A 15,812-nucleotide genomic window follows, 5' to 3' on the forward strand; every position below is an offset into this window, starting at 1 on the left:
GCAGCCTTCCGGTCCACTGGATACCGGGTTTTGGAAATCTTCACCGTCCTTGGCCTTCCTGGTCTTGGACGGTGATCCAGAAATAGCTGAACAGCATTACGCAGCGATGCAAGCTTTTTGTTTGGCTATCAGGAATCGTTTCCTTGTCAACTGATTTCAAAGTTTACTCGTAGATCTACGAGGTTCTGAAATCAAGAAAAGTGGTTACTTTGTTGGCTTCATTAGTTAACAGAGTATCAATGATCATGGAATATATTACGGCAACAACGGGTGAGGAATTCATCTCGCCGGAACTACAACTGCCTGGTGAAGATGAGTTATTGGATGCTGAACGCGAAGACCTTGAAAATGGAGAAGGTCAAACCTGCGAATTCGGTTGTCAGGACGTCTGCGCCCACATTCTGCAAGGAGAGCAATAATGGCCGGTTGGTGTCCAAGTGGAAGCTGGTCGGGTGGTATTTGCAAACCGGCAAATAATAATCGCAGCAACTGGATGGAACGTTATTCAGGCGCGCGTGTATTGCCCATCGGTGAGACCTTGCTGTTGGGTACGCACAATGCGGCGTTTGACAAGGAAGCGCCTCGCACCCCGTCGTTTGAAACCTGCCAGGACGTCAGGATCTACCAGCAATTGATGTGGGGCGTGCGTGCACTCGACTTGCGTGTACAGTACTTCAGTGGTGCCAAAGGCGCCGGTCGCTTTGCCATCTTTCACGAGGGAACCAATGGTCGGACCGTCGAGGCCGACATCCTGCGGGAGTTGCTTCGCTATCGGCGTGATGCAAGAGCCGACAAGGAAATTGTCATCCTCAATTTCCATCGATTCAAAAACTTCACCCGTGAGGCGCACGCGGAACTTAATGCGTTGCTGAAGCGCGTGCTGGGTCAATCGATCATTCCGCCTACGTGCAGAGAAGCGGCAATCGTACAGTTGTGGGCGCTGAACAAAAATACCGTGGTTTCCTATAACCACGATGCCAGGGACGTTTCGTTCTGGCCTGGGGTGAGCCAACGCTGGATTGGCAGTAATACGCCGAGCCTCGATAGGCTGGGAAAATTCATACGCGAAGTTGGCAACGAACCCAAAGCATTTGGTGACTTGCGCGCCATTCAGGCGGCGCGTTATTCCAATCCGTTCTTCACCCCCAAGGATATGTCAGGCCATATCATGCGTTGGTTTGCCGCTACCAAGGAAGGCGGTCCCATCGCCTCCCACTACATCATCAATACCGACTGGTCGCTACGTTGCCGGGTGGCCGACAACATCATCTACGCAAACAGCGTGCGCGCTCGCCAGCGTGGTGCGCATGTGATCCAGTCTTCGCCGAACACGGCGGGGGCTCGGGTTCAGACACAGTCCTACGGTATCTACAAAATGGAGAATGGAAACTGGAAGCAGACGCTGGATTTTGCCCCCAATACTTCCGGTTATCCTTCCATCCAGGTAATTGCCAGCGATGCGGAGTATGCCAGTGAGATCAGGTACGGCACGTTCGTGCAGCCAATCCGCAAGGGTGACCGGTTGCTGTTCAAGGTTGAATCCGGGCGGTTGCCAAGACTGCTCGCGCGGTTCAATAACGCCTGATGCTTCCAGCCACGCAGGGCCCGCGCATGGCGCGTAATGCTGTTCACCTAAGCGGAGCAGCTTTACGCTCCACTGAATACTGGGAGCTGATCAGAGGCCAGGCCTTGAGCACAAATGTTCAAGCGTCTGGCCACCTCATGCACAGGCTCATCACGGAACAAGGCCATGCCCAGCACTAGCCACAGCACTTGTTCGCTGGGTAGGCGGTGGCGCCGAATGGTGGCTTGTGCAGAGAGGTCGGGTGCGCTGGCGACCCACTCCCCAGGGATTTTCTGGGTGAAGGTGCCAAGGTCGGAGAAGTTGGAAAGATCGCCGAGGTCGAGCAATCGCTGCTGAATGGGCATAAAAAAATCCGATACCAGAGGACTGATATCGGATTTTCTAGAAACCCCGGCTTGGACTCACATGCTTAAGTGAAAAGCATTAGCCACAAGGGCGGGTTTTTACAGCTTTCCGAATTACTCCGGACGAACCTGTGCAGCCTGCATGCCCTTCTGGCCGCGCTCGGCGACGAAGGAAACAGTCTGGCCTTCTTTCAGGCTCTTGAAGCCGTCGGATTCGATGGCCTTGAAGTGTACGAACAGGTCGTCGCCGCCGCCTGCTGGGGTGATGAAGCCGTAGCCTTTCTCATCATTGAACCATTTGACGGTGCCTTGTTGGCGATTGGACATGAGGTGAATCTCCAGAACATTTAGTTTTTCAGTGGTGCAATGTGGCCGAGGCTACGCAGCACCGGCAACATCATAGTCTAATTCTGCGCATGTAGCGCCTTTTACCTTCGCAGGATGCTGATCCAGGGCAAACAAAGTGTTGATTGCCTGCTCATCACTTGGGTTTGCAGGCCGCCTGCACGACCGTCTGTGCCTTCTGCATCAGCTTGGCGTCAACGCCGTCCTTGCTGTCCAGGTCTTCGATCTCCTTATCGGTGAAATTCTTTTTGATGGCCTGCGCGCCGCAGTCACAGTGCTTTTTCGCGGTCGCAGCATCCACACCCTGTCCGCTGGCCACCTGGGTGCACTGGGCCATGTAACCAGCCTCTTTCCCCGGGGGGAAGTTGCCAGCGTTCGCAGCCACGGGCAGCAGCAGGGCGCCAGCGGCCGCCAGGGCCAGGAGAGAGTGAAGTCGCATAACCGGTTACTCCTTGGGTTAAGGTCTCATCAAGAGTAGGTTGCTTCCCAAGGTCTGATAGGAAATTTTCCGCGTTAGTTCACCGGGGCCGCGTAATTTCCAAATATTTCTGCCTGCTGCGCAACCCGCGTGCTAGCATGCTCGGCTTGCAGCTGACCAAGCGCAGCGTGCAGCTATCTCTATTACTTTCCAGTCACTCTGGTTCGTCCCAGGCAAGCCGAAAGGCTTCTGCCACTGTGAGGCAGGCTTTCCCGCGGGAAAGGCAGGGCGGATCTTGTACTGGCTCATCCCAACCCACGTGACCTTTGGTAGGGGTCACCACTAGGAGAGGAGGCGCCATGCCCGTTATTACTCTTCCCGATGGCAGTCAACGTTCGTTCGACAAGGCCGTATCCGTAGCCGAAGTCGCCGCCTCGATTGGCGCCGGCCTGGCCAAGGCCACCCTGGCCGGCAAGGTCGACGGCAAGCTGGTCGATGCCTGCGACCTGATCGAGAACGACGCCACCCTGCAGATCATCACCCCTAAAGATGAAGAGGGACTGGAGATCATCCGTCACTCGTGCGCCCACCTGATCGGCCACGCGGTGAAACAGCTGTACCCGACCGCCAAAATGGTGATCGGCCCGGTGATCGACGAAGGCTTCTATTACGACATCGCCTACGAGCGTCCTTTCACCCCGGAAGACCTGGCCGCCATCGAACAGCGCATGCAGCAGCTGATCGACAAGGACTACGACGTCATCAAGAAGATGACTCCGCGCGCCGAAGTCATCGACGTGTTCCAGAACCGTGGCGAAGACTACAAGCTGCGCCTGGTCGAGGACATGCCGGACGAGCAGGCCATGGGTCTGTACTACCACGAAGAATACGTCGACATGTGCCGTGGTCCGCACGTGCCGAACACCCGCTTCCTCAAGGCGTTCAAGCTGACCAAGCTGTCCGGCGCCTACTGGCGCGGTGATGCCAAGAACGAACAGCTGCAACGTGTGTACGGCACCGCCTGGGCCGACAAGAAGCAGCTGGCCGCCTACATCCAGCGCATCGAAGAAGCTGAAAAGCGCGACCACCGTAAAATCGGCAAGCAGCTGGACCTGTTCCACCTGCAGGAAGAAGCGCCGGGCATGGTGTTCTGGCACGCCAACGGCTGGACCGTTTACCAGGTACTCGAGCAGTACATGCGTAAAGTCCAGCGCGAAAACGGCTACCAGGAAATCAAGACCCCGCAGGTTGTCGACCGCATCCTCTGGGAGCGCTCCGGCCACTGGTCCAACTACGCCGAGAACATGTTCACCACTTCGTCGGAAAGCCGTGATTTCGCGGTGAAGCCGATGAACTGCCCGTGCCACGTGCAGGTGTTCAACCAGGGCCTGAAGTCGTACCGTGACCTGCCGCTGCGCCTGGCCGAATTCGGTGCCTGCCACCGTAACGAGCCGTCCGGCGCCCTGCACGGTATCATGCGCGTGCGTGGCTTCGTGCAGGACGACGCGCACATCTTCTGCACCGAAGATCAGGTGAAGAAAGAAGCCGCCGACTTCATCAAGCTGACTTTGGACGTGTACAAGGACTTCGGTTTCACCGACGTCGCCATGAAGCTGTCGACCCGTCCGGCCAAACGCGTGGGTTCCGAAGAGCTGTGGGATCGCGCCGAAGGTGCCTTGGCCGATGCGTTGAACGAGTCGGGCCTGGAGTGGGAATACCAGCCGGGCGAGGGCGCGTTCTACGGTCCGAAAATCGAGTTCACCCTGCGCGACTGCCTCGGCCGTAATTGGCAGTGCGGCACCCTGCAGTACGATCCGAACCTTCCAGAGCGCCTGGATGCCAGCTATATCGCCGAAGATAACAACCGTAAGCGCCCGGTCATGCTGCACCGCGCCATCCTCGGTTCGTTCGAGCGCTTCATCGGCATGCTGATCGAGCACTACGCTGGCGTGTTCCCGGCCTGGTTGGCGCCAACCCAGGCCGTGATCATGAACATCACCGACAAACAGGCCGATTTCGCCCTCGAGGTAGAAAAATCCCTGAACGGTAGCGGTTTCCGTGCCAAGTCGGACTTGAGAAATGAGAAGATCGGCTTTAAAATCCGCGAGCATACTTTGCTCAAGGTCCCGTACCTTTTGGTTATAGGGGATCGCGAAGTCGAAACGCAGACCGTCGCCGTACGCACCCGTGAAGGCAAAGACCTCGGCTCCATGCCGGTGGCTGAATTCACGCAGCTGCTCAACAGCGCTATTGCCCAGCGCGGTCGCCTAGAATCGGAGTAATGACTATTAAGCGTGAAATGAGAAACGATAAACGAACTGCACCGAAGGCCCCGATCAACGAGAATATCTCGGCACGCGAGGTTCGGTTAATTGGCGCTGACGGCGAGCAGATTGGCATCGTCTCGATTGATGAAGCGCTTCGAATCGCTGATGAAGCGAAGCTGGATCTGGTGGAAATCTCTGCAGACGCGCAACCGCCCGTCTGCAAGGTGATGGACTACGGCAAGCACCTCTTCGAGAAGAAGAAGCAGGCCAACGAAGCCAAGAAAAACCAGAAGCAGATCCAGATTAAAGAAATCAAGTTTCGTCCAGGGACGGAAGAAGGGGATTACCAGGTAAAACTACGCAACCTGGTACGTTTCCTTACCGATGGGGACAAGGCCAAGATCTCTCTGAGATTCCGTGGCCGTGAGATGGCCCACCAGGAGCTGGGCATGGAGCTGTTGAAGCGGGTCGAAGCCGACCTCGCCGAATACGGCTCCGTTGAGCAGCATCCGAAGATGGAAGGACGCCAGCTTATGATGGTCATCGCCCCCAAAAAGAAAAAGTAATCTCCCGGGCACGGCAGGCCTGATGATTATTGTGTAATTTTATCGAATGCGGAGTTCCAACATGCCAAAAATGAAAACCAAGAGCGGTGCTGCAAAGCGCTTCCTGAAGACCGCTTCCGGCTTCAAGCACAAGCACGCTTTCAAGAGCCACATCCTGACCAAAATGTCGACCAAGCGTAAGCGTCAACTGCGCGGTGCCAGCCTGCTGCACCCGTCTGACGTGGCAAAAGTCGAGCGCATGCTGCGCGTACGTTAATTTCGGTCAAAGATAGAGGAAGTTACTCATGGCTCGTGTAAAGCGCGGCGTTATCGCTCGTAAGCGTCACAAGAAAATTCTGAAACTGGCTAAAGGCTACTACGGTGCACGCTCGCGCGTATTCCGCGTTGCCAAGCAGGCGGTCATCAAGGCTGGTCAATACGCCTACCGTGACCGTCGCCAGAAGAAGCGTCAGTTCCGCGCCCTGTGGATCGCTCGTATCAACGCCGGTGCCCGCACCAACGGCCTGTCCTACAGCCGTCTGATTGCTGGCCTGAAAAAGGCGTCGATCGAAATCGACCGTAAGGTTCTGGCTGACCTGGCAGTGAACGAAAAAGCGGCGTTTGCTGCGATTGTCGAGAAAGCTAAAGCCGTTCTGGCTTAAGTACCCACGACAATCATCCGGCGGCGCGCTGCGGCGCCGGGTGTAAAACGTCATCGATAGGGGAAGAGCCTTCAAAAGCTCTTCCCCTATTTTCGTATCTGGAGTCTGTACATGGAAAACCTGGACGCGCTGGTTGCCCAAGCCCTCGAGGCCGTGGAACGCGCTGAAGACATCACTACCCTGGAACAGATCCGGGTTCAATTCCTCGGCAAGAAAGGCGAACTGACCCAGGTGATGAAGACCCTGGGCAATCTGCCAGCCGAAGAGCGGCCGAAAGTCGGCGCGCTGATCAACGACGCCAAGGAACGCGTCACCGACGTGCTCAACGCACGCAAGGCCGCCTTTGAAGAAGCCGAGCTCAGCGCTCGCCTGGCCGCCGAATGCATTGACGTGACCCTGCCGGGCCGTGGCCAGACCACTGGCGGCCTGCACCCGATCACCCGTACCCTCGAGCGCATCGAGCAGTTCTTCACCCACATCGGCTACGGCATCGCCGAAGGCCCAGAGGTGGAAGACGACTACCACAACTTCGAAGCGCTCAATATCCCCGGCCACCACCCGGCCCGGGCGATGCACGACACCTTCTATTTCAATGCCAACATGCTGCTGCGCACCCATACCTCGCCGGTACAGGTCCGCACCATGGAATCGACCCAACCGCCGATTCGCATTGTCTGCCCGGGCCGCGTCTACCGCTGCGACTCGGACATTACCCACTCGCCGATGTTCCACCAGGTCGAAGGCCTGCTGATCGACCGCGGCATCAACTTCGCCGACCTCAAGGGCACCATCGAAGAGTTCCTGCGCGTGTTCTTCGAAAAAGAACTGGCCGTGCGCTTCCGCCCGTCGTTCTTCCCCTTCACCGAGCCGTCCGCCGAAGTGGATATCCAGTGCGTGATGTGCTCCGGCAACGGCTGCCGTGTGTGCAAGCAAACCGGCTGGCTCGAGGTAATGGGCTGCGGCATGGTGCACCCGAACGTGCTGCGCATGTCCGGTATCGACCCGGAAGAGTTCCAGGGCTTCGCCTTCGGCATGGGCGCCGAGCGCCTGGCCATGCTGCGCTATGGCGTCAACGATTTGCGTCTGTTCTTCGACAACGACCTGCGGTTCTTAGCGCAATTCCGCTAGGCCAACCCGACGCAATTTTCAGGAGAACAGCATGAAATTCAGTGAACAGTGGCTGCGCGGTTGGGTAAACCCGCAAGTCTCCCGTGACGAGCTGGTCGCCCGCCTGTCCATGGCCGGCCTCGAAGTCGACAGCGTCACCCCCGCTGCCGGCCAGTTCAGCGGCATCGTCGTGGGCGAAATCCTCGCCACCGAACAACACCCGGACGCCGACAAACTGCGCGTCTGCCAGGTGAGCAACGGCCAGGAAACCTTCCAGGTCGTCTGCGGCGCCCCTAACGCCCGCCCAGGCATCAAGATTCCGTTCGCCATGATCGGTGCCGAGCTGCCAGGCGACTTCAAGATCAAGAAAGCCAAGCTGCGTGGCGTCGAGTCCTTCGGCATGCTGTGCTCGGCCGCCGAGCTGCAGATCAGCGAAGAGAACGACGGCCTGCTGGAACTGGCTGCCGACGCCCCGGTGGGTGAAGACATTCGCCAGTACCTGAGCCTGGACGACGCCAGCATCGAGATCGGCCTGACCCCGAACCGCGGTGACTGCCTGTCCATCGCCGGCCTGGCTCGCGACGTCAGCGCCCTGTACAACGTCCCGGTCACCCGCCCGACCGTGCCAGCCGTACCGGCTGCCCACGACGAAGTGCGCCCGGTCGAAGTCAGTGCCCCGGCTGCCTGCCCGCGTTACCTGGGCCGCGTCATCCGCAATGTCGACCTGAGCAAGCCGACCCCGCTGTGGATGGTCGAGCGCCTGCGCCGCAGCGACGTGCGCAGCATCGACGCCGCTGTCGACATCACCAACTACGTGATGCTCGAACTCGGCCAGCCGATGCACGCCTTCGACCTGGCTGAAATCAACGGCGGCATCCGCGTGCGCATGGCCGAAGAGGGCGAGAAGCTCGTTCTGCTCGACGGCCAGGAAGTTGCCCTGCGCGCCGACACCCTGGTCATCGCCGACCACACCCGCGCCCTGGCCATCGCCGGCGTCATGGGTGGCGAGCACAGCGGCGTGAACACCGAGAAGACCCGCGACCTGTTCCTGGAAAGCGCCTTCTTCGAGCCGATTTCCGTTGCCGGTAAAGCCCGTTCCTACGGCCTGCACACCGACGCCTCGCACCGTTACGAGCGCGGCGTCGACTCGCAGCTGGCCCGCGAAGCCATCGAGCGCGCTACCGCGCTGGTGCTGGAAATCGTCGGCGGCGAAGCTGGCCCGGTGGTCGAAGCCGCCAGCGAACAGCACCTGCCGAACATTGCCCCGGTCACCCTGCGCGCCGACCGCATCACCCAGATGCTCGGCATGGAAATGGACCCAGCCCAGGTCGAGCAGTTGCTCAATGCCCTGGAACTGACCACTACCCGCAGTGCGGAAGGGGAGTGGACCGTCAACGTCCCAAGCCACCGCTTCGACATCAGCCTGGAAGTCGACCTGATCGAAGAGCTGGCCCGCCTGTACGGTTACAACAACCTGCCGGTTCGTTACCCGCAAGCGCGCCTGGCGCCGCAAGCCCGCCCGGAAACCCGTGGCGAGCTGCCGAACCTGCGCCGCCTGCTGGTTGCCCGCGGCTACCAGGAAGCCATCACCTACAGCTTCATCGACCCGAAACTGTTCGAGCTGTTCAGCCCAGGTGTCGAGCCGCTGCTGCTGGCCAACCCGATCTCCAGCGACATGGCCGCCATGCGTGCGTCCCTGTGGCCGGGCCTGGTCAAGGCGCTGCAGCACAACCTCAACCGCCAGCAAGACCGCGTGCGCCTGTTCGAAAGCGGCCTGCGCTTCGTTGGCCAGCTGGGTGACCTGAAGCAGCAGCCGATGATCGCTGGTGTCGTCACCGGCAGCCGCCTGCCCGAAGGCTGGGCGAACGGCCGCGATGGCATCGACTTCTTCGACGTTAAAGCCGACGTGGAAGCCCTGCTGGGTTACTCCGGCGCCCTGAGCGACTTCACCTTCAGCGCTGGCAAACACCCGGCCCTGCACCCTGGCCAGACCGCCCTGATCGAGCGCGACGGCAAGCAGGTCGGCTTCCTCGGCGCCATCCACCCAGAGCTGGCCAAGGCCCTGGACCTGGATCGCCCAGTGTTCCTGTTCGAGCTGGTGCTGGGTGACGTGGTCGAAGGCCGCCTGCCGAAGTTCAGCGAACTCTCCAAGTTCCCGGAAACCCGTCGTGACCTGGCCCTGATCGCCGGTCGTGACGTGGCCTCCAGCCAGGTGCTTGAAGTAATTCGTGACAATGCCGGCGAATGGCTGACAGACCTCAGGCTGTTTGACGTCTACCAGGGTAAAGGCATTGATCCTGATAGAAAAAGCCTGGCAGTTGGCTTGACCTGGCAGCATCCATCGCGCACTCTTAACGACGATGAGGTGAACACTACCCTGCAAAACATCCTCACCTCGCTCGAACAAAGGTTGAACACCACGTTAAGGAAATAACGGCATGGGTGCTCTGACGAAAGCTGAGATGGCCGAAAGGCTGTACGAGGAGCTGGGGCTCAACAAGCGTGAGGCCAAGGAGCTGGTAGAGCTGTTTTTCGAAGAAATTCGGCACGCGCTAGAAGAGAACGAGCAGGTGAAGTTGTCCGGTTTCGGCAACTTCGACCTTCGCGACAAACGCCAGCGGCCGGGCCGCAACCCCAAGACAGGGGAAGAGATCCCGATCACTGCGCGGCGCGTCGTCACCTTTCGTCCAGGGCAGAAGCTGAAAGCCCGGGTAGAGGCCTATGCTGGAACCAAGCCATAACGACGAACTGCCCCCCATACCGGGCAAACGCTACTTCACCATTGGTGAAGTGAGCGAGTTGTGTGCCGTGAAGCCGCATGTGCTGCGGTATTGGGAGCAGGAATTTCCCCAACTCAACCCGGTCAAGCGGCGCGGGAACCGGCGGTATTATCAGCGCCAAGACGTGCTGATGATCCGCCAGATCCGAGCGCTGCTGTATGACCAGGGCTTCACCATTGGCGGGGCGCGGTTGCGGCTTTCCAGTGATGAAGTGAAGGATGAGTCCAGCCAATACAAGCAGCTGATTCGGCAGATGATTGCTGAGTTGGAGGATGTGTTGGTGGTGCTTAAGAAGTAATCTATACCCGACGAATGGAAAGTTTTTTGAAAAAAAGCTTCCATTAATCATGAGGTTAGGGTAGATTCTTCATCGTTCTCAGCGGTATCGAGAATAGAGTCGGGGCGTAGCGCAGCCCGGTAGCGCACTTGCATGGGGTGCAAGGGGTCGAGTGTTCGAATCACTCCGTCCCGACCAAAAATCCCTAAAAAACCAGTCGTCGAAAGATGACTGGTTTTTTTTTGCCTATGTTTTGCTCTCATCTTCAGTTCCTATTTTATCGTCATTGAGCGCGTGGCTAGCCCGATGGTTTGGTAATCTCGACCATCGACTAATTGACTCTCTTGAGTTTAGAAGTTGGTCAGGCCGGTAATGGTTCTGCTTTTATAGATTTCGGCGATACTCACGAGATTCGAATCAAGTGAGTGGCTACGCGCGGCAGAGCGAATTTTCCAATCAGCTGTAGGAAATTTCCTCTTTTTTGGTAGGCTTTTGCCATCAAACGAGAGGAAATGAAATGCCCGTCGTCATCGTTGAAAACGACACATCGCAGTGGGAAGATGAGACAGGCGCTGTCTATCACTTCCCCAAGCGCTACCAAACCTGGCTAGCGCAGGGGGCGGAAGTGATCTACTACAAAGGGCGCATAAAAGATAAAACCTTTGATTCCGAGCGCCTAAGTTCAGGTCCGCATTATTTTGGTAAGGCGCGCATCGGCAAGGTTTATCCAGACCCCAAGAGTGATAAGGGTGATCTTTTTGCACTTGTCGAAGATTTCACTCCGTTTGAGGCCGCAGTCCCCTCGAAAATTGATGGGGTGTACCTGGAAACCATCCCCGCTAGCAGAGTCAAGAACTACTGGCGTGACGGAGTTCGGCCCATTGCCCAGAGTGTTTACGATGCCATCTTAAGTCATGCGAAGCTTCTGCCGTCTAAGCTTGAAACGGTTGTGCGGAGTTCGGAAGACGATCCCTTGGTCTTTGAATCGGCGAATGAAGGTAGCAAGTCAAGCTATTTTGGAACCCGTTACGAGCGCCGGAAAGACTTGCGGGTGAAGGCCATTGCTATCCATGGGCTCAACTGCAAGGCTTGCGGTTTTGACTTCGAACAGGCGTATGGCGAACACGCTAAGGGCCTAATCCACGTTCATCATGTGCTCCCGATTTCGGATTTTGGTGGAGAGAAGGCCGTTAATCCCGAGACTGACCTCGTGACGCTATGCGCCAATTGCCACGCGGTAGTCCACCGAAAGAGAGATAAAACTCTGAGTATTGATGAGCTGAAAGGAATGTTGCGCGGGCGATGGGTCATCCCGTCTTAGTTGACTGCTGATGGTATTGGAGCGCGTTCGGAATTGGGTAACTCCCCAGCTTTAGAAGGCAGTCCGGCAACTGGGGAGGGACATTAGTGCATCATACCCAGCTCTGCATCATCCATTAGCGCCTTTGCCAAAGCGCACAGGTAGTGCGATGCCCAGATTAGCTGCGGTTTGTGTTCCATCAGACCGTCGATGGTGAGGTCGCGGGCATAGCCCATCAGTTCTGAGGCCTGTTCGCGGGCGCTTTGGCAAGGGATGCCAGCTTCGATGCGGAAGAGGGGATGGGTCTGGTTTTCACCTTGGTAGAAAGTGGTTTTGCCAACAGTGAATTTGGTGTCGTCTGTGCTCATGGTTCAATCTCCCTGAAATTGGCTGTGCCTGAGTCGGCCTCTCGCAAGCAAGCTGGCTCACATAGGTACCGCACGGGTTTAGCATCTGCAGTTCAGCGCAGACCTTTGTTGTACCCAGCTTGCCGGCTAGAGGGGCTGTACACGCAACGCACTACTTAAGCCCTAGTGCAAAGTCCGTGGCTCAGTGGGCATCTGCACCTGGATCAGCGCAGATTCAAGCAAAGCTCGCAGCGTCTCCAGCTCATGCATCGACGTCATCATCAAAATCGACGCGGGTGACTTGGGCTGCAGAAGTAGACTTTGTTGCACCACTGCCGCAGCGCACAGCGCGTAATCCGCAGCCTGGATCAAGGTGTCTTCGAGGGATTGAAGCGTATGGGGTGGATCTGGAACTATCTTTAGCATCGTACTGTGTTCTCGGTGGGGCCACCGCCAGCGCGCTGTCAAACGAGAAGGTGGCAGCTGTGCATGGGTTGACAGACCGGCGAACACAGAAACCGGCGCACGCAAGCGTGCCCCATGCACAACCGCCATGGACGGATATGCACTGTGTTTCGTCGCGGCCTGTCAAAGCCGGTCGTTGATGTGCAACGACGGACCGAGACTAAAACGCTGAAAATGCGACCGCAACGAAAAACGGGGGAGGGGAGTATCTTTGGGAAATGGACTACAAGAAAGGGGTTAAGTCTGATTTTTAGTCCGCTGAAGCTCATTGGCCTACCCGAATACTCAGCAAGCGTTGGCCTGAAGTCGCCTCTGGTTTCTGTTCAAGCTTGAGGCACCAACCGATGCCAATAGACCGCCTGACCAGGGGGGCAGGATGCGATCATCTTGTCCCCAAATCAGAAGCGTCGGCATGCGAACTCAAGTGAGCCAGTCAGGTGTACGCCGTAACCTTCCTTGAGCGCCTCGAAGGCCGTTGCCGGCCAGTAGACGAGCCAGGCCGTCGTTCGAGCTTTCTTGCGCGTTCGCATGAGGACGGCTATTACTTAGCTGTGTGTTTGGGGAAGGATCCACACGCAAAGTCGATTTTTTGTCGTGCCGGCCCTGCCCGTCAAAAAGGTGTCAACTCGTGACGGCAACCGTTTTCCGCCATGCCGCTTATTGGCGGCTTCGATGTAAAAGTTTTCTACTGCTGCGCTTTCGTCAACAATGAGAGTAAACGCCATGTACCTACTCTCGACGATCTGATTTCCGCCCGCTTCAGTCGACTGGGCAATTGCATGACCGCACCAGGCTGTGCCTTCAAAGAACTTTATCTTAAATGGTAGATGCCTCCATGCTGACTTTTGTATGCTGCGTCGAATACGGTCGACTCGAACAACAAACGCTTCTGATGATAGAGTCGTTAAGGACATTTGGCGGCGACCTTTCATCTTCGAGATTGCTTGCGGTCAAAGGAAGGCGCGGCCCCGCACTCATGCCATCGACCTTACGAGCATTCGATAGGCTGAATGTAGAGTTTGTCGAAGCGAAAGAGGGGGAGAATCCGCATCCATGGCTAAATTACACAAACAAGGTTGTTGCCGTTAAAACAGCCGAACGCATGGCTAACACAGACACGGTTGCCTGGTTGGATAGCGATATCTTCGTGTTGGGCGGAATGAGCCACCTATTACTGAATGACAACGAAGATTTCACCGCCAGGCGCGAGTGGCTACCTCCGGCCATGTTTAAAAGCGACGCTCATTTTGAGCCCTACTGGCGCGATGTATGCCAATTGCTTGGTACTTCTTTGAAGGACATGCCGTGGTTAGCTACGGATGGGCGGCGCGAAGAGCAGTTGGCTTACTTTAATTCTGGGCTGTTCTCGTGGAGACGCGGGTCTGGTTTTGCCGATGCCTATCAGTCAGCCTTCTCAACGCTACTGCGAAGTAAGCTGGCCACACCCGAAGGGCAATTTTTTACAGCAGACCAAGTTGTTCTAAGCCCCATTATTACGCGCCTTGGCTTAAGGTGGCGTGAGTTGGGGCCTGATGAACACAATATGGTGTTTCAGGGCTTGATCACCGGCCCTGCTGCCGCTCCCTCCATGAGTAAATCGTCCGTTGTGCACTATTCTCGGTCCATGGAGCATCCCTATCGCGAGGCATTTATGCAAAGACTGGTTGCTGAGCGTCAGGAGTTCGCGAACTGGCTAAAAAGTTACTTTGCGGCACAGGAAACTATTAACTCCAGTACCATAAGTACGAAGAAAATATTTGCAAAAGCACTGAGAATTGCACGAGGAGCTCAATATAGGCTCTTTGACCGAGCAACAGTTCGATCAAAATCCGGAAGGGTTAATGATACCTGATACAGGGTCGTTAATAGGGGCGGTCTTGAGCGGGGGCTTTCACCATTCGATAGCTCGCCCATCCCACGCCCAAAACCCTCCGCTGTCACTGGGTCCAAGCTGCCCCACCAGCTCAATCAGGCACTGCGCTGCAAACGCCGGCTCAAAGAGTTTGCCAACTGGCACTCCCCCCTGAAACGGCCGCGACAGTTCCGTGTCGGTCGTACCCGGATGCAGCGCCAGAACCGTTGCCGCCGGGTTCAGGCGTTTCAGCTCAATACTCGCCGTATGTAGCAGCTGATTGAGCGCAGCCTTGCTCGCCCGGTAGCTGTACCACCCGCCCAGTCGATTGTCGCCGATCGACCCAACCCTGGCCGACAGTACTGCAAAGGTGGCGGGTTGTTTGCGTAGCAGCGCCAGCAGATGCTTGAGCAACAATATCGGCGCGAACGCATTGGTGGCGAAGCTCGCCTGCAGGCCCGCCAGGTCCAGTTGGGCCAACGACTTCTCTGCCGTGGCCCCGTCCTGATGCAGGATGCCCAAGGTGCTGATGACCAGGTGAAGATGATCGCAACCCTGTGCCACCTGCGCCGCAAGTGCTGCAAGTGCCCCTTCGTCGCGTGCGTCGCAATCTATCAGCACCACGCGCTCGCTGTGTTGATTGCTGAGCTCCGCGAGCCCGTCACTGTGCGTCGCATTGCGTGACACGGCCCATATCCGGGACACATCATCGCGGGCCAGCATCGCCCCACAGAGCGCCAACCCTATGCCTCGGCTTGCACCGCAGACCAACACATTGGCCTTGTCAGTCAGATTGGGGATCAAGCTCATGCAGCACCTCGCGCAACTGCTGGTGGTTCACCTTGTCGCGCAGTTCAAACGCCATTCGGCATCGATACCGGGCCACCGTTGGTCGCTGGCAAGCCTTCAAGAAACGCCCTGATTTGCCGTTTCCCTCGCAAGTGCAGTGTAGGCACCTGCGGCCCGACTTTCTGGCGTACGGCTTCGATACCTGCCCGATAGCTGCCGTCGAATGTCCATACGAATTTGAGGAATGCCAGGTCGAACCGTTCTTCGCAGCCATCGGCGCGATCAGGGCGTGGTTGGTTGCGAAGCAGACGCAGCACAACCCGGGTGAAACAGGTTAACCGAGGTGTGTCGAGCCAGATGACCAGATCAGCGCGGGCAAGGCGCAGGTCGAACGTGCGGCGAGCATAATTGCCCTCGCACACCCAGGCGTTGCCGGCAATCGCCTCGCGTACGCGGTTGCGAAACTGTTCGGCGTCGGGCTCGGTCCAGCCCGGCTCCCAGAAGAGTTTGTCCAGGTGCACTACCGGCAGATCGAGGCGTGCGCCAAGTGCGCGGGCGAGGGTGGACTTGCCGCTGCCGCCGTTACCTAGAATGATGATTCGTTGCATGAAGACTTCCTGTCGCGGGCAAACCGGAGATTGTATCGCTTGAGTTGGGCTGCTCAAAGGAGAGTGCCATCGGGCAGGCTTTTTGAGTCATCAGCGGCTGTCCAGCGCCCCTCATTCCCTT

The 15,812-nt window shown here is 57.4% G+C and carries 18 protein-coding genes, 1 tRNA gene and 1 pseudogene; 13 read left to right on the forward strand and 7 right to left on the reverse strand.

Annotated elements, in window-relative coordinates:
* Positions 1–239: 239 nt before the first annotated feature.
* Both PspTeo4_RS03130 and PspTeo4_RS03135 read left to right on the forward strand, forming a co-directional pair.
* A complete protein-coding gene (locus tag PspTeo4_RS03130) occupies positions 240–419 on the forward strand; it encodes a hypothetical protein (protein ID WP_322362264.1) in 180 nt (59 codons plus the stop codon).
* Positions 419–1,585, forward strand: coding sequence for a hypothetical protein (locus PspTeo4_RS03135; protein ID WP_322362265.1), 1,167 nt, complete (start codon positions 419–421; stop codon positions 1,583–1,585). Before PspTeo4_RS03130 ends, PspTeo4_RS03135 begins: the two co-directional genes overlap by 1 nt.
* Positions 1,586–1,653: 68 nt before the next feature.
* Here PspTeo4_RS03135 and PspTeo4_RS03140 read toward each other — a convergent pair.
* From PspTeo4_RS03140 to PspTeo4_RS03150, 3 genes and pseudogenes are all read right to left on the reverse strand, one after another.
* Positions 1,654–1,923: pseudogene (locus tag PspTeo4_RS03140) on the reverse strand (transposase domain-containing protein); the annotation flags it as partial.
* Positions 1,924–2,043: 120 nt separating this feature from the next.
* On the reverse strand, positions 2,044–2,256 hold the full coding sequence (locus tag PspTeo4_RS03145; RefSeq protein WP_003250656.1) for a cold-shock protein: 213 nt from the start codon (positions 2,254–2,256) through the stop codon (positions 2,044–2,046).
* Positions 2,257–2,410: 154 nt separating this feature from the next.
* On the reverse strand, positions 2,411–2,713 hold the full coding sequence (locus PspTeo4_RS03150; RefSeq protein WP_322362266.1) for a hypothetical protein: 303 nt from the start codon (positions 2,711–2,713) through the stop codon (positions 2,411–2,413).
* 338 nt (positions 2,714–3,051) lie between these two features.
* On the opposite strand from PspTeo4_RS03150, the gene thrS reads away from it, so the two are divergent.
* From thrS to PspTeo4_RS03200, 10 genes are all read left to right on the forward strand, one after another.
* A complete protein-coding gene (gene thrS / locus PspTeo4_RS03155; RefSeq protein WP_322362267.1) occupies positions 3,052–4,974 on the forward strand; it encodes a threonine--tRNA ligase in 1,923 nt (640 codons plus the stop codon).
* On the forward strand, positions 4,974–5,525 hold the full coding sequence (gene infC, locus PspTeo4_RS03160; protein WP_013972005.1) for a translation initiation factor IF-3: 552 nt from the start codon (positions 4,974–4,976) through the stop codon (positions 5,523–5,525). Before thrS ends, infC begins: the two co-directional genes overlap by 1 nt.
* Before the next feature lie 61 nt (positions 5,526–5,586).
* Positions 5,587–5,781: a 50S ribosomal protein L35 gene (gene rpmI / locus PspTeo4_RS03165; protein WP_003250667.1), complete on the forward strand. Its 195-nt coding sequence runs from the start codon at positions 5,587–5,589 to the stop codon at positions 5,779–5,781.
* Between the two features lie 28 nt (positions 5,782–5,809).
* Positions 5,810–6,166 (forward strand): 50S ribosomal protein L20, encoded by a 357-nt coding sequence (rplT, locus tag PspTeo4_RS03170; protein WP_003250671.1) that lies wholly within the window; start codon positions 5,810–5,812, stop codon positions 6,164–6,166.
* Positions 6,167–6,277: 111 nt separating this feature from the next.
* The gene (pheS, locus tag PspTeo4_RS03175) at positions 6,278–7,294 is read left to right on the forward strand and encodes a phenylalanine--tRNA ligase subunit alpha (RefSeq protein ID WP_322362268.1); all 1,017 of its coding nucleotides are present in this window, start codon (positions 6,278–6,280) and stop codon (positions 7,292–7,294) included.
* Positions 7,295–7,325: 31 nt separating this feature from the next.
* Positions 7,326–9,707 (forward strand): phenylalanine--tRNA ligase subunit beta, encoded by a 2,382-nt coding sequence (gene pheT / locus PspTeo4_RS03180; RefSeq protein ID WP_322362269.1) that lies wholly within the window; start codon positions 7,326–7,328, stop codon positions 9,705–9,707.
* A gap of 4 nt (positions 9,708–9,711) precedes the next feature.
* The gene (gene ihfA / locus PspTeo4_RS03185) at positions 9,712–10,014 is read left to right on the forward strand and encodes an integration host factor subunit alpha (protein WP_003250679.1); all 303 of its coding nucleotides are present in this window, start codon (positions 9,712–9,714) and stop codon (positions 10,012–10,014) included.
* Positions 9,995–10,351 carry a MerR family transcriptional regulator gene (locus PspTeo4_RS03190; RefSeq protein WP_011533210.1) on the forward strand — a complete coding sequence of 119 codons (357 nt, stop codon included), beginning with the start codon at positions 9,995–9,997 and terminating at the stop codon, positions 10,349–10,351. Before ihfA ends, PspTeo4_RS03190 begins: the two co-directional genes overlap by 20 nt.
* 100 nt (positions 10,352–10,451) lie before the next feature.
* Positions 10,452–10,528 (forward strand) — tRNA-Pro (locus PspTeo4_RS03195).
* Positions 10,529–10,847: 319 nt separating this feature from the next.
* Positions 10,848–11,651 (forward strand): HNH endonuclease, encoded by an 804-nt coding sequence (locus PspTeo4_RS03200; RefSeq protein ID WP_322362270.1) that lies wholly within the window; start codon positions 10,848–10,850, stop codon positions 11,649–11,651.
* A gap of 83 nt (positions 11,652–11,734) precedes the next feature.
* Here the strand turns inward: PspTeo4_RS03200 and PspTeo4_RS03205 are convergent, their stop codons facing one another.
* Together PspTeo4_RS03205 and PspTeo4_RS03210 are read right to left on the reverse strand one after the other, a co-directional pair.
* Positions 11,735–11,998 (reverse strand): DUF3077 domain-containing protein, encoded by a 264-nt coding sequence (locus PspTeo4_RS03205; RefSeq protein WP_322362271.1) that lies wholly within the window; start codon positions 11,996–11,998, stop codon positions 11,735–11,737.
* Positions 11,999–12,160: 162 nt separating this feature from the next.
* The gene (locus PspTeo4_RS03210) at positions 12,161–12,403 is read right to left on the reverse strand and encodes a hypothetical protein (RefSeq protein WP_322362272.1); all 243 of its coding nucleotides are present in this window, start codon (positions 12,401–12,403) and stop codon (positions 12,161–12,163) included.
* Positions 12,404–13,277: 874 nt separating this feature from the next.
* On the opposite strand from PspTeo4_RS03210, the gene PspTeo4_RS03215 reads away from it, so the two are divergent.
* On the forward strand, positions 13,278–14,294 hold the full coding sequence (locus tag PspTeo4_RS03215) for a hypothetical protein (protein WP_322362273.1): 1,017 nt from the start codon (positions 13,278–13,280) through the stop codon (positions 14,292–14,294).
* Between the two features lie 39 nt (positions 14,295–14,333).
* Here the strand turns inward: PspTeo4_RS03215 and PspTeo4_RS03220 are convergent, their stop codons facing one another.
* Positions 14,334–15,104, reverse strand: coding sequence for an SDR family NAD(P)-dependent oxidoreductase (locus PspTeo4_RS03220; RefSeq protein ID WP_322362274.1), 771 nt, complete (start codon positions 15,102–15,104; stop codon positions 14,334–14,336).
* A 44-nt stretch (positions 15,105–15,148) separates the two neighbouring features.
* Positions 15,149–15,691 (reverse strand): AAA family ATPase, encoded by a 543-nt coding sequence (locus PspTeo4_RS03225; RefSeq protein WP_322362275.1) that lies wholly within the window; start codon positions 15,689–15,691, stop codon positions 15,149–15,151.
* Positions 15,692–15,812: the final 121 nt, after the last annotated feature.

The sequence above is a fragment of the Pseudomonas sp. Teo4 genome (assembly GCF_034387475.1).
GTDB lineage: Bacteria > Pseudomonadota > Gammaproteobacteria > Pseudomonadales > Pseudomonadaceae > Aquipseudomonas.

Excerpts from the sequence above, each read along its gene's own strand:
- PspTeo4_RS03130 (WP_322362264.1), top strand. The coding sequence starts at position 240 with ATGATCATGGAATATATTACGGCAACAACGGGTGAGGAATTCATCTCG.
- PspTeo4_RS03215 (WP_322362273.1), top strand. The coding sequence starts at position 13,278 with ATGCTGACTTTTGTATGCTGCGTCGAATACGGTCGACTCGAACAACAA.
- PspTeo4_RS03225 (WP_322362275.1), bottom strand. The coding sequence starts at position 15,691 with ATGCAACGAATCATCATTCTAGGTAACGGCGGCAGCGGCAAGTCCACC.
- rplT (WP_003250671.1), top strand. The coding sequence starts at position 5,810 with ATGGCTCGTGTAAAGCGCGGCGTTATCGCTCGTAAGCGTCACAAGAAA.
- PspTeo4_RS03220 (WP_322362274.1), bottom strand. The coding sequence starts at position 15,104 with ATGAGCTTGATCCCCAATCTGACTGACAAGGCCAATGTGTTGGTCTGC.
- PspTeo4_RS03135 (WP_322362265.1), top strand. The coding sequence starts at position 419 with ATGGCCGGTTGGTGTCCAAGTGGAAGCTGGTCGGGTGGTATTTGCAAA.
- ihfA (WP_003250679.1), top strand. The coding sequence starts at position 9,712 with ATGGGTGCTCTGACGAAAGCTGAGATGGCCGAAAGGCTGTACGAGGAG.
- infC (WP_013972005.1), top strand. The coding sequence starts at position 4,974 with ATGACTATTAAGCGTGAAATGAGAAACGATAAACGAACTGCACCGAAG.
- PspTeo4_RS03145 (WP_003250656.1), bottom strand. The coding sequence starts at position 2,256 with ATGTCCAATCGCCAACAAGGCACCGTCAAATGGTTCAATGATGAGAAA.
- PspTeo4_RS03200 (WP_322362270.1), top strand. The coding sequence starts at position 10,848 with ATGCCCGTCGTCATCGTTGAAAACGACACATCGCAGTGGGAAGATGAG.
- PspTeo4_RS03210 (WP_322362272.1), bottom strand. The coding sequence starts at position 12,403 with ATGCTAAAGATAGTTCCAGATCCACCCCATACGCTTCAATCCCTCGAA.
- thrS (WP_322362267.1), top strand. The coding sequence starts at position 3,052 with ATGCCCGTTATTACTCTTCCCGATGGCAGTCAACGTTCGTTCGACAAG.
- rpmI (WP_003250667.1), top strand. The coding sequence starts at position 5,587 with ATGCCAAAAATGAAAACCAAGAGCGGTGCTGCAAAGCGCTTCCTGAAG.
- pheT (WP_322362269.1), top strand. The coding sequence starts at position 7,326 with ATGAAATTCAGTGAACAGTGGCTGCGCGGTTGGGTAAACCCGCAAGTC.
- PspTeo4_RS03205 (WP_322362271.1), bottom strand. The coding sequence starts at position 11,998 with ATGAGCACAGACGACACCAAATTCACTGTTGGCAAAACCACTTTCTAC.
- pheS (WP_322362268.1), top strand. The coding sequence starts at position 6,278 with ATGGAAAACCTGGACGCGCTGGTTGCCCAAGCCCTCGAGGCCGTGGAA.
- PspTeo4_RS03150 (WP_322362266.1), bottom strand. The coding sequence starts at position 2,713 with ATGCGACTTCACTCTCTCCTGGCCCTGGCGGCCGCTGGCGCCCTGCTG.
- PspTeo4_RS03190 (WP_011533210.1), top strand. The coding sequence starts at position 9,995 with ATGCTGGAACCAAGCCATAACGACGAACTGCCCCCCATACCGGGCAAA.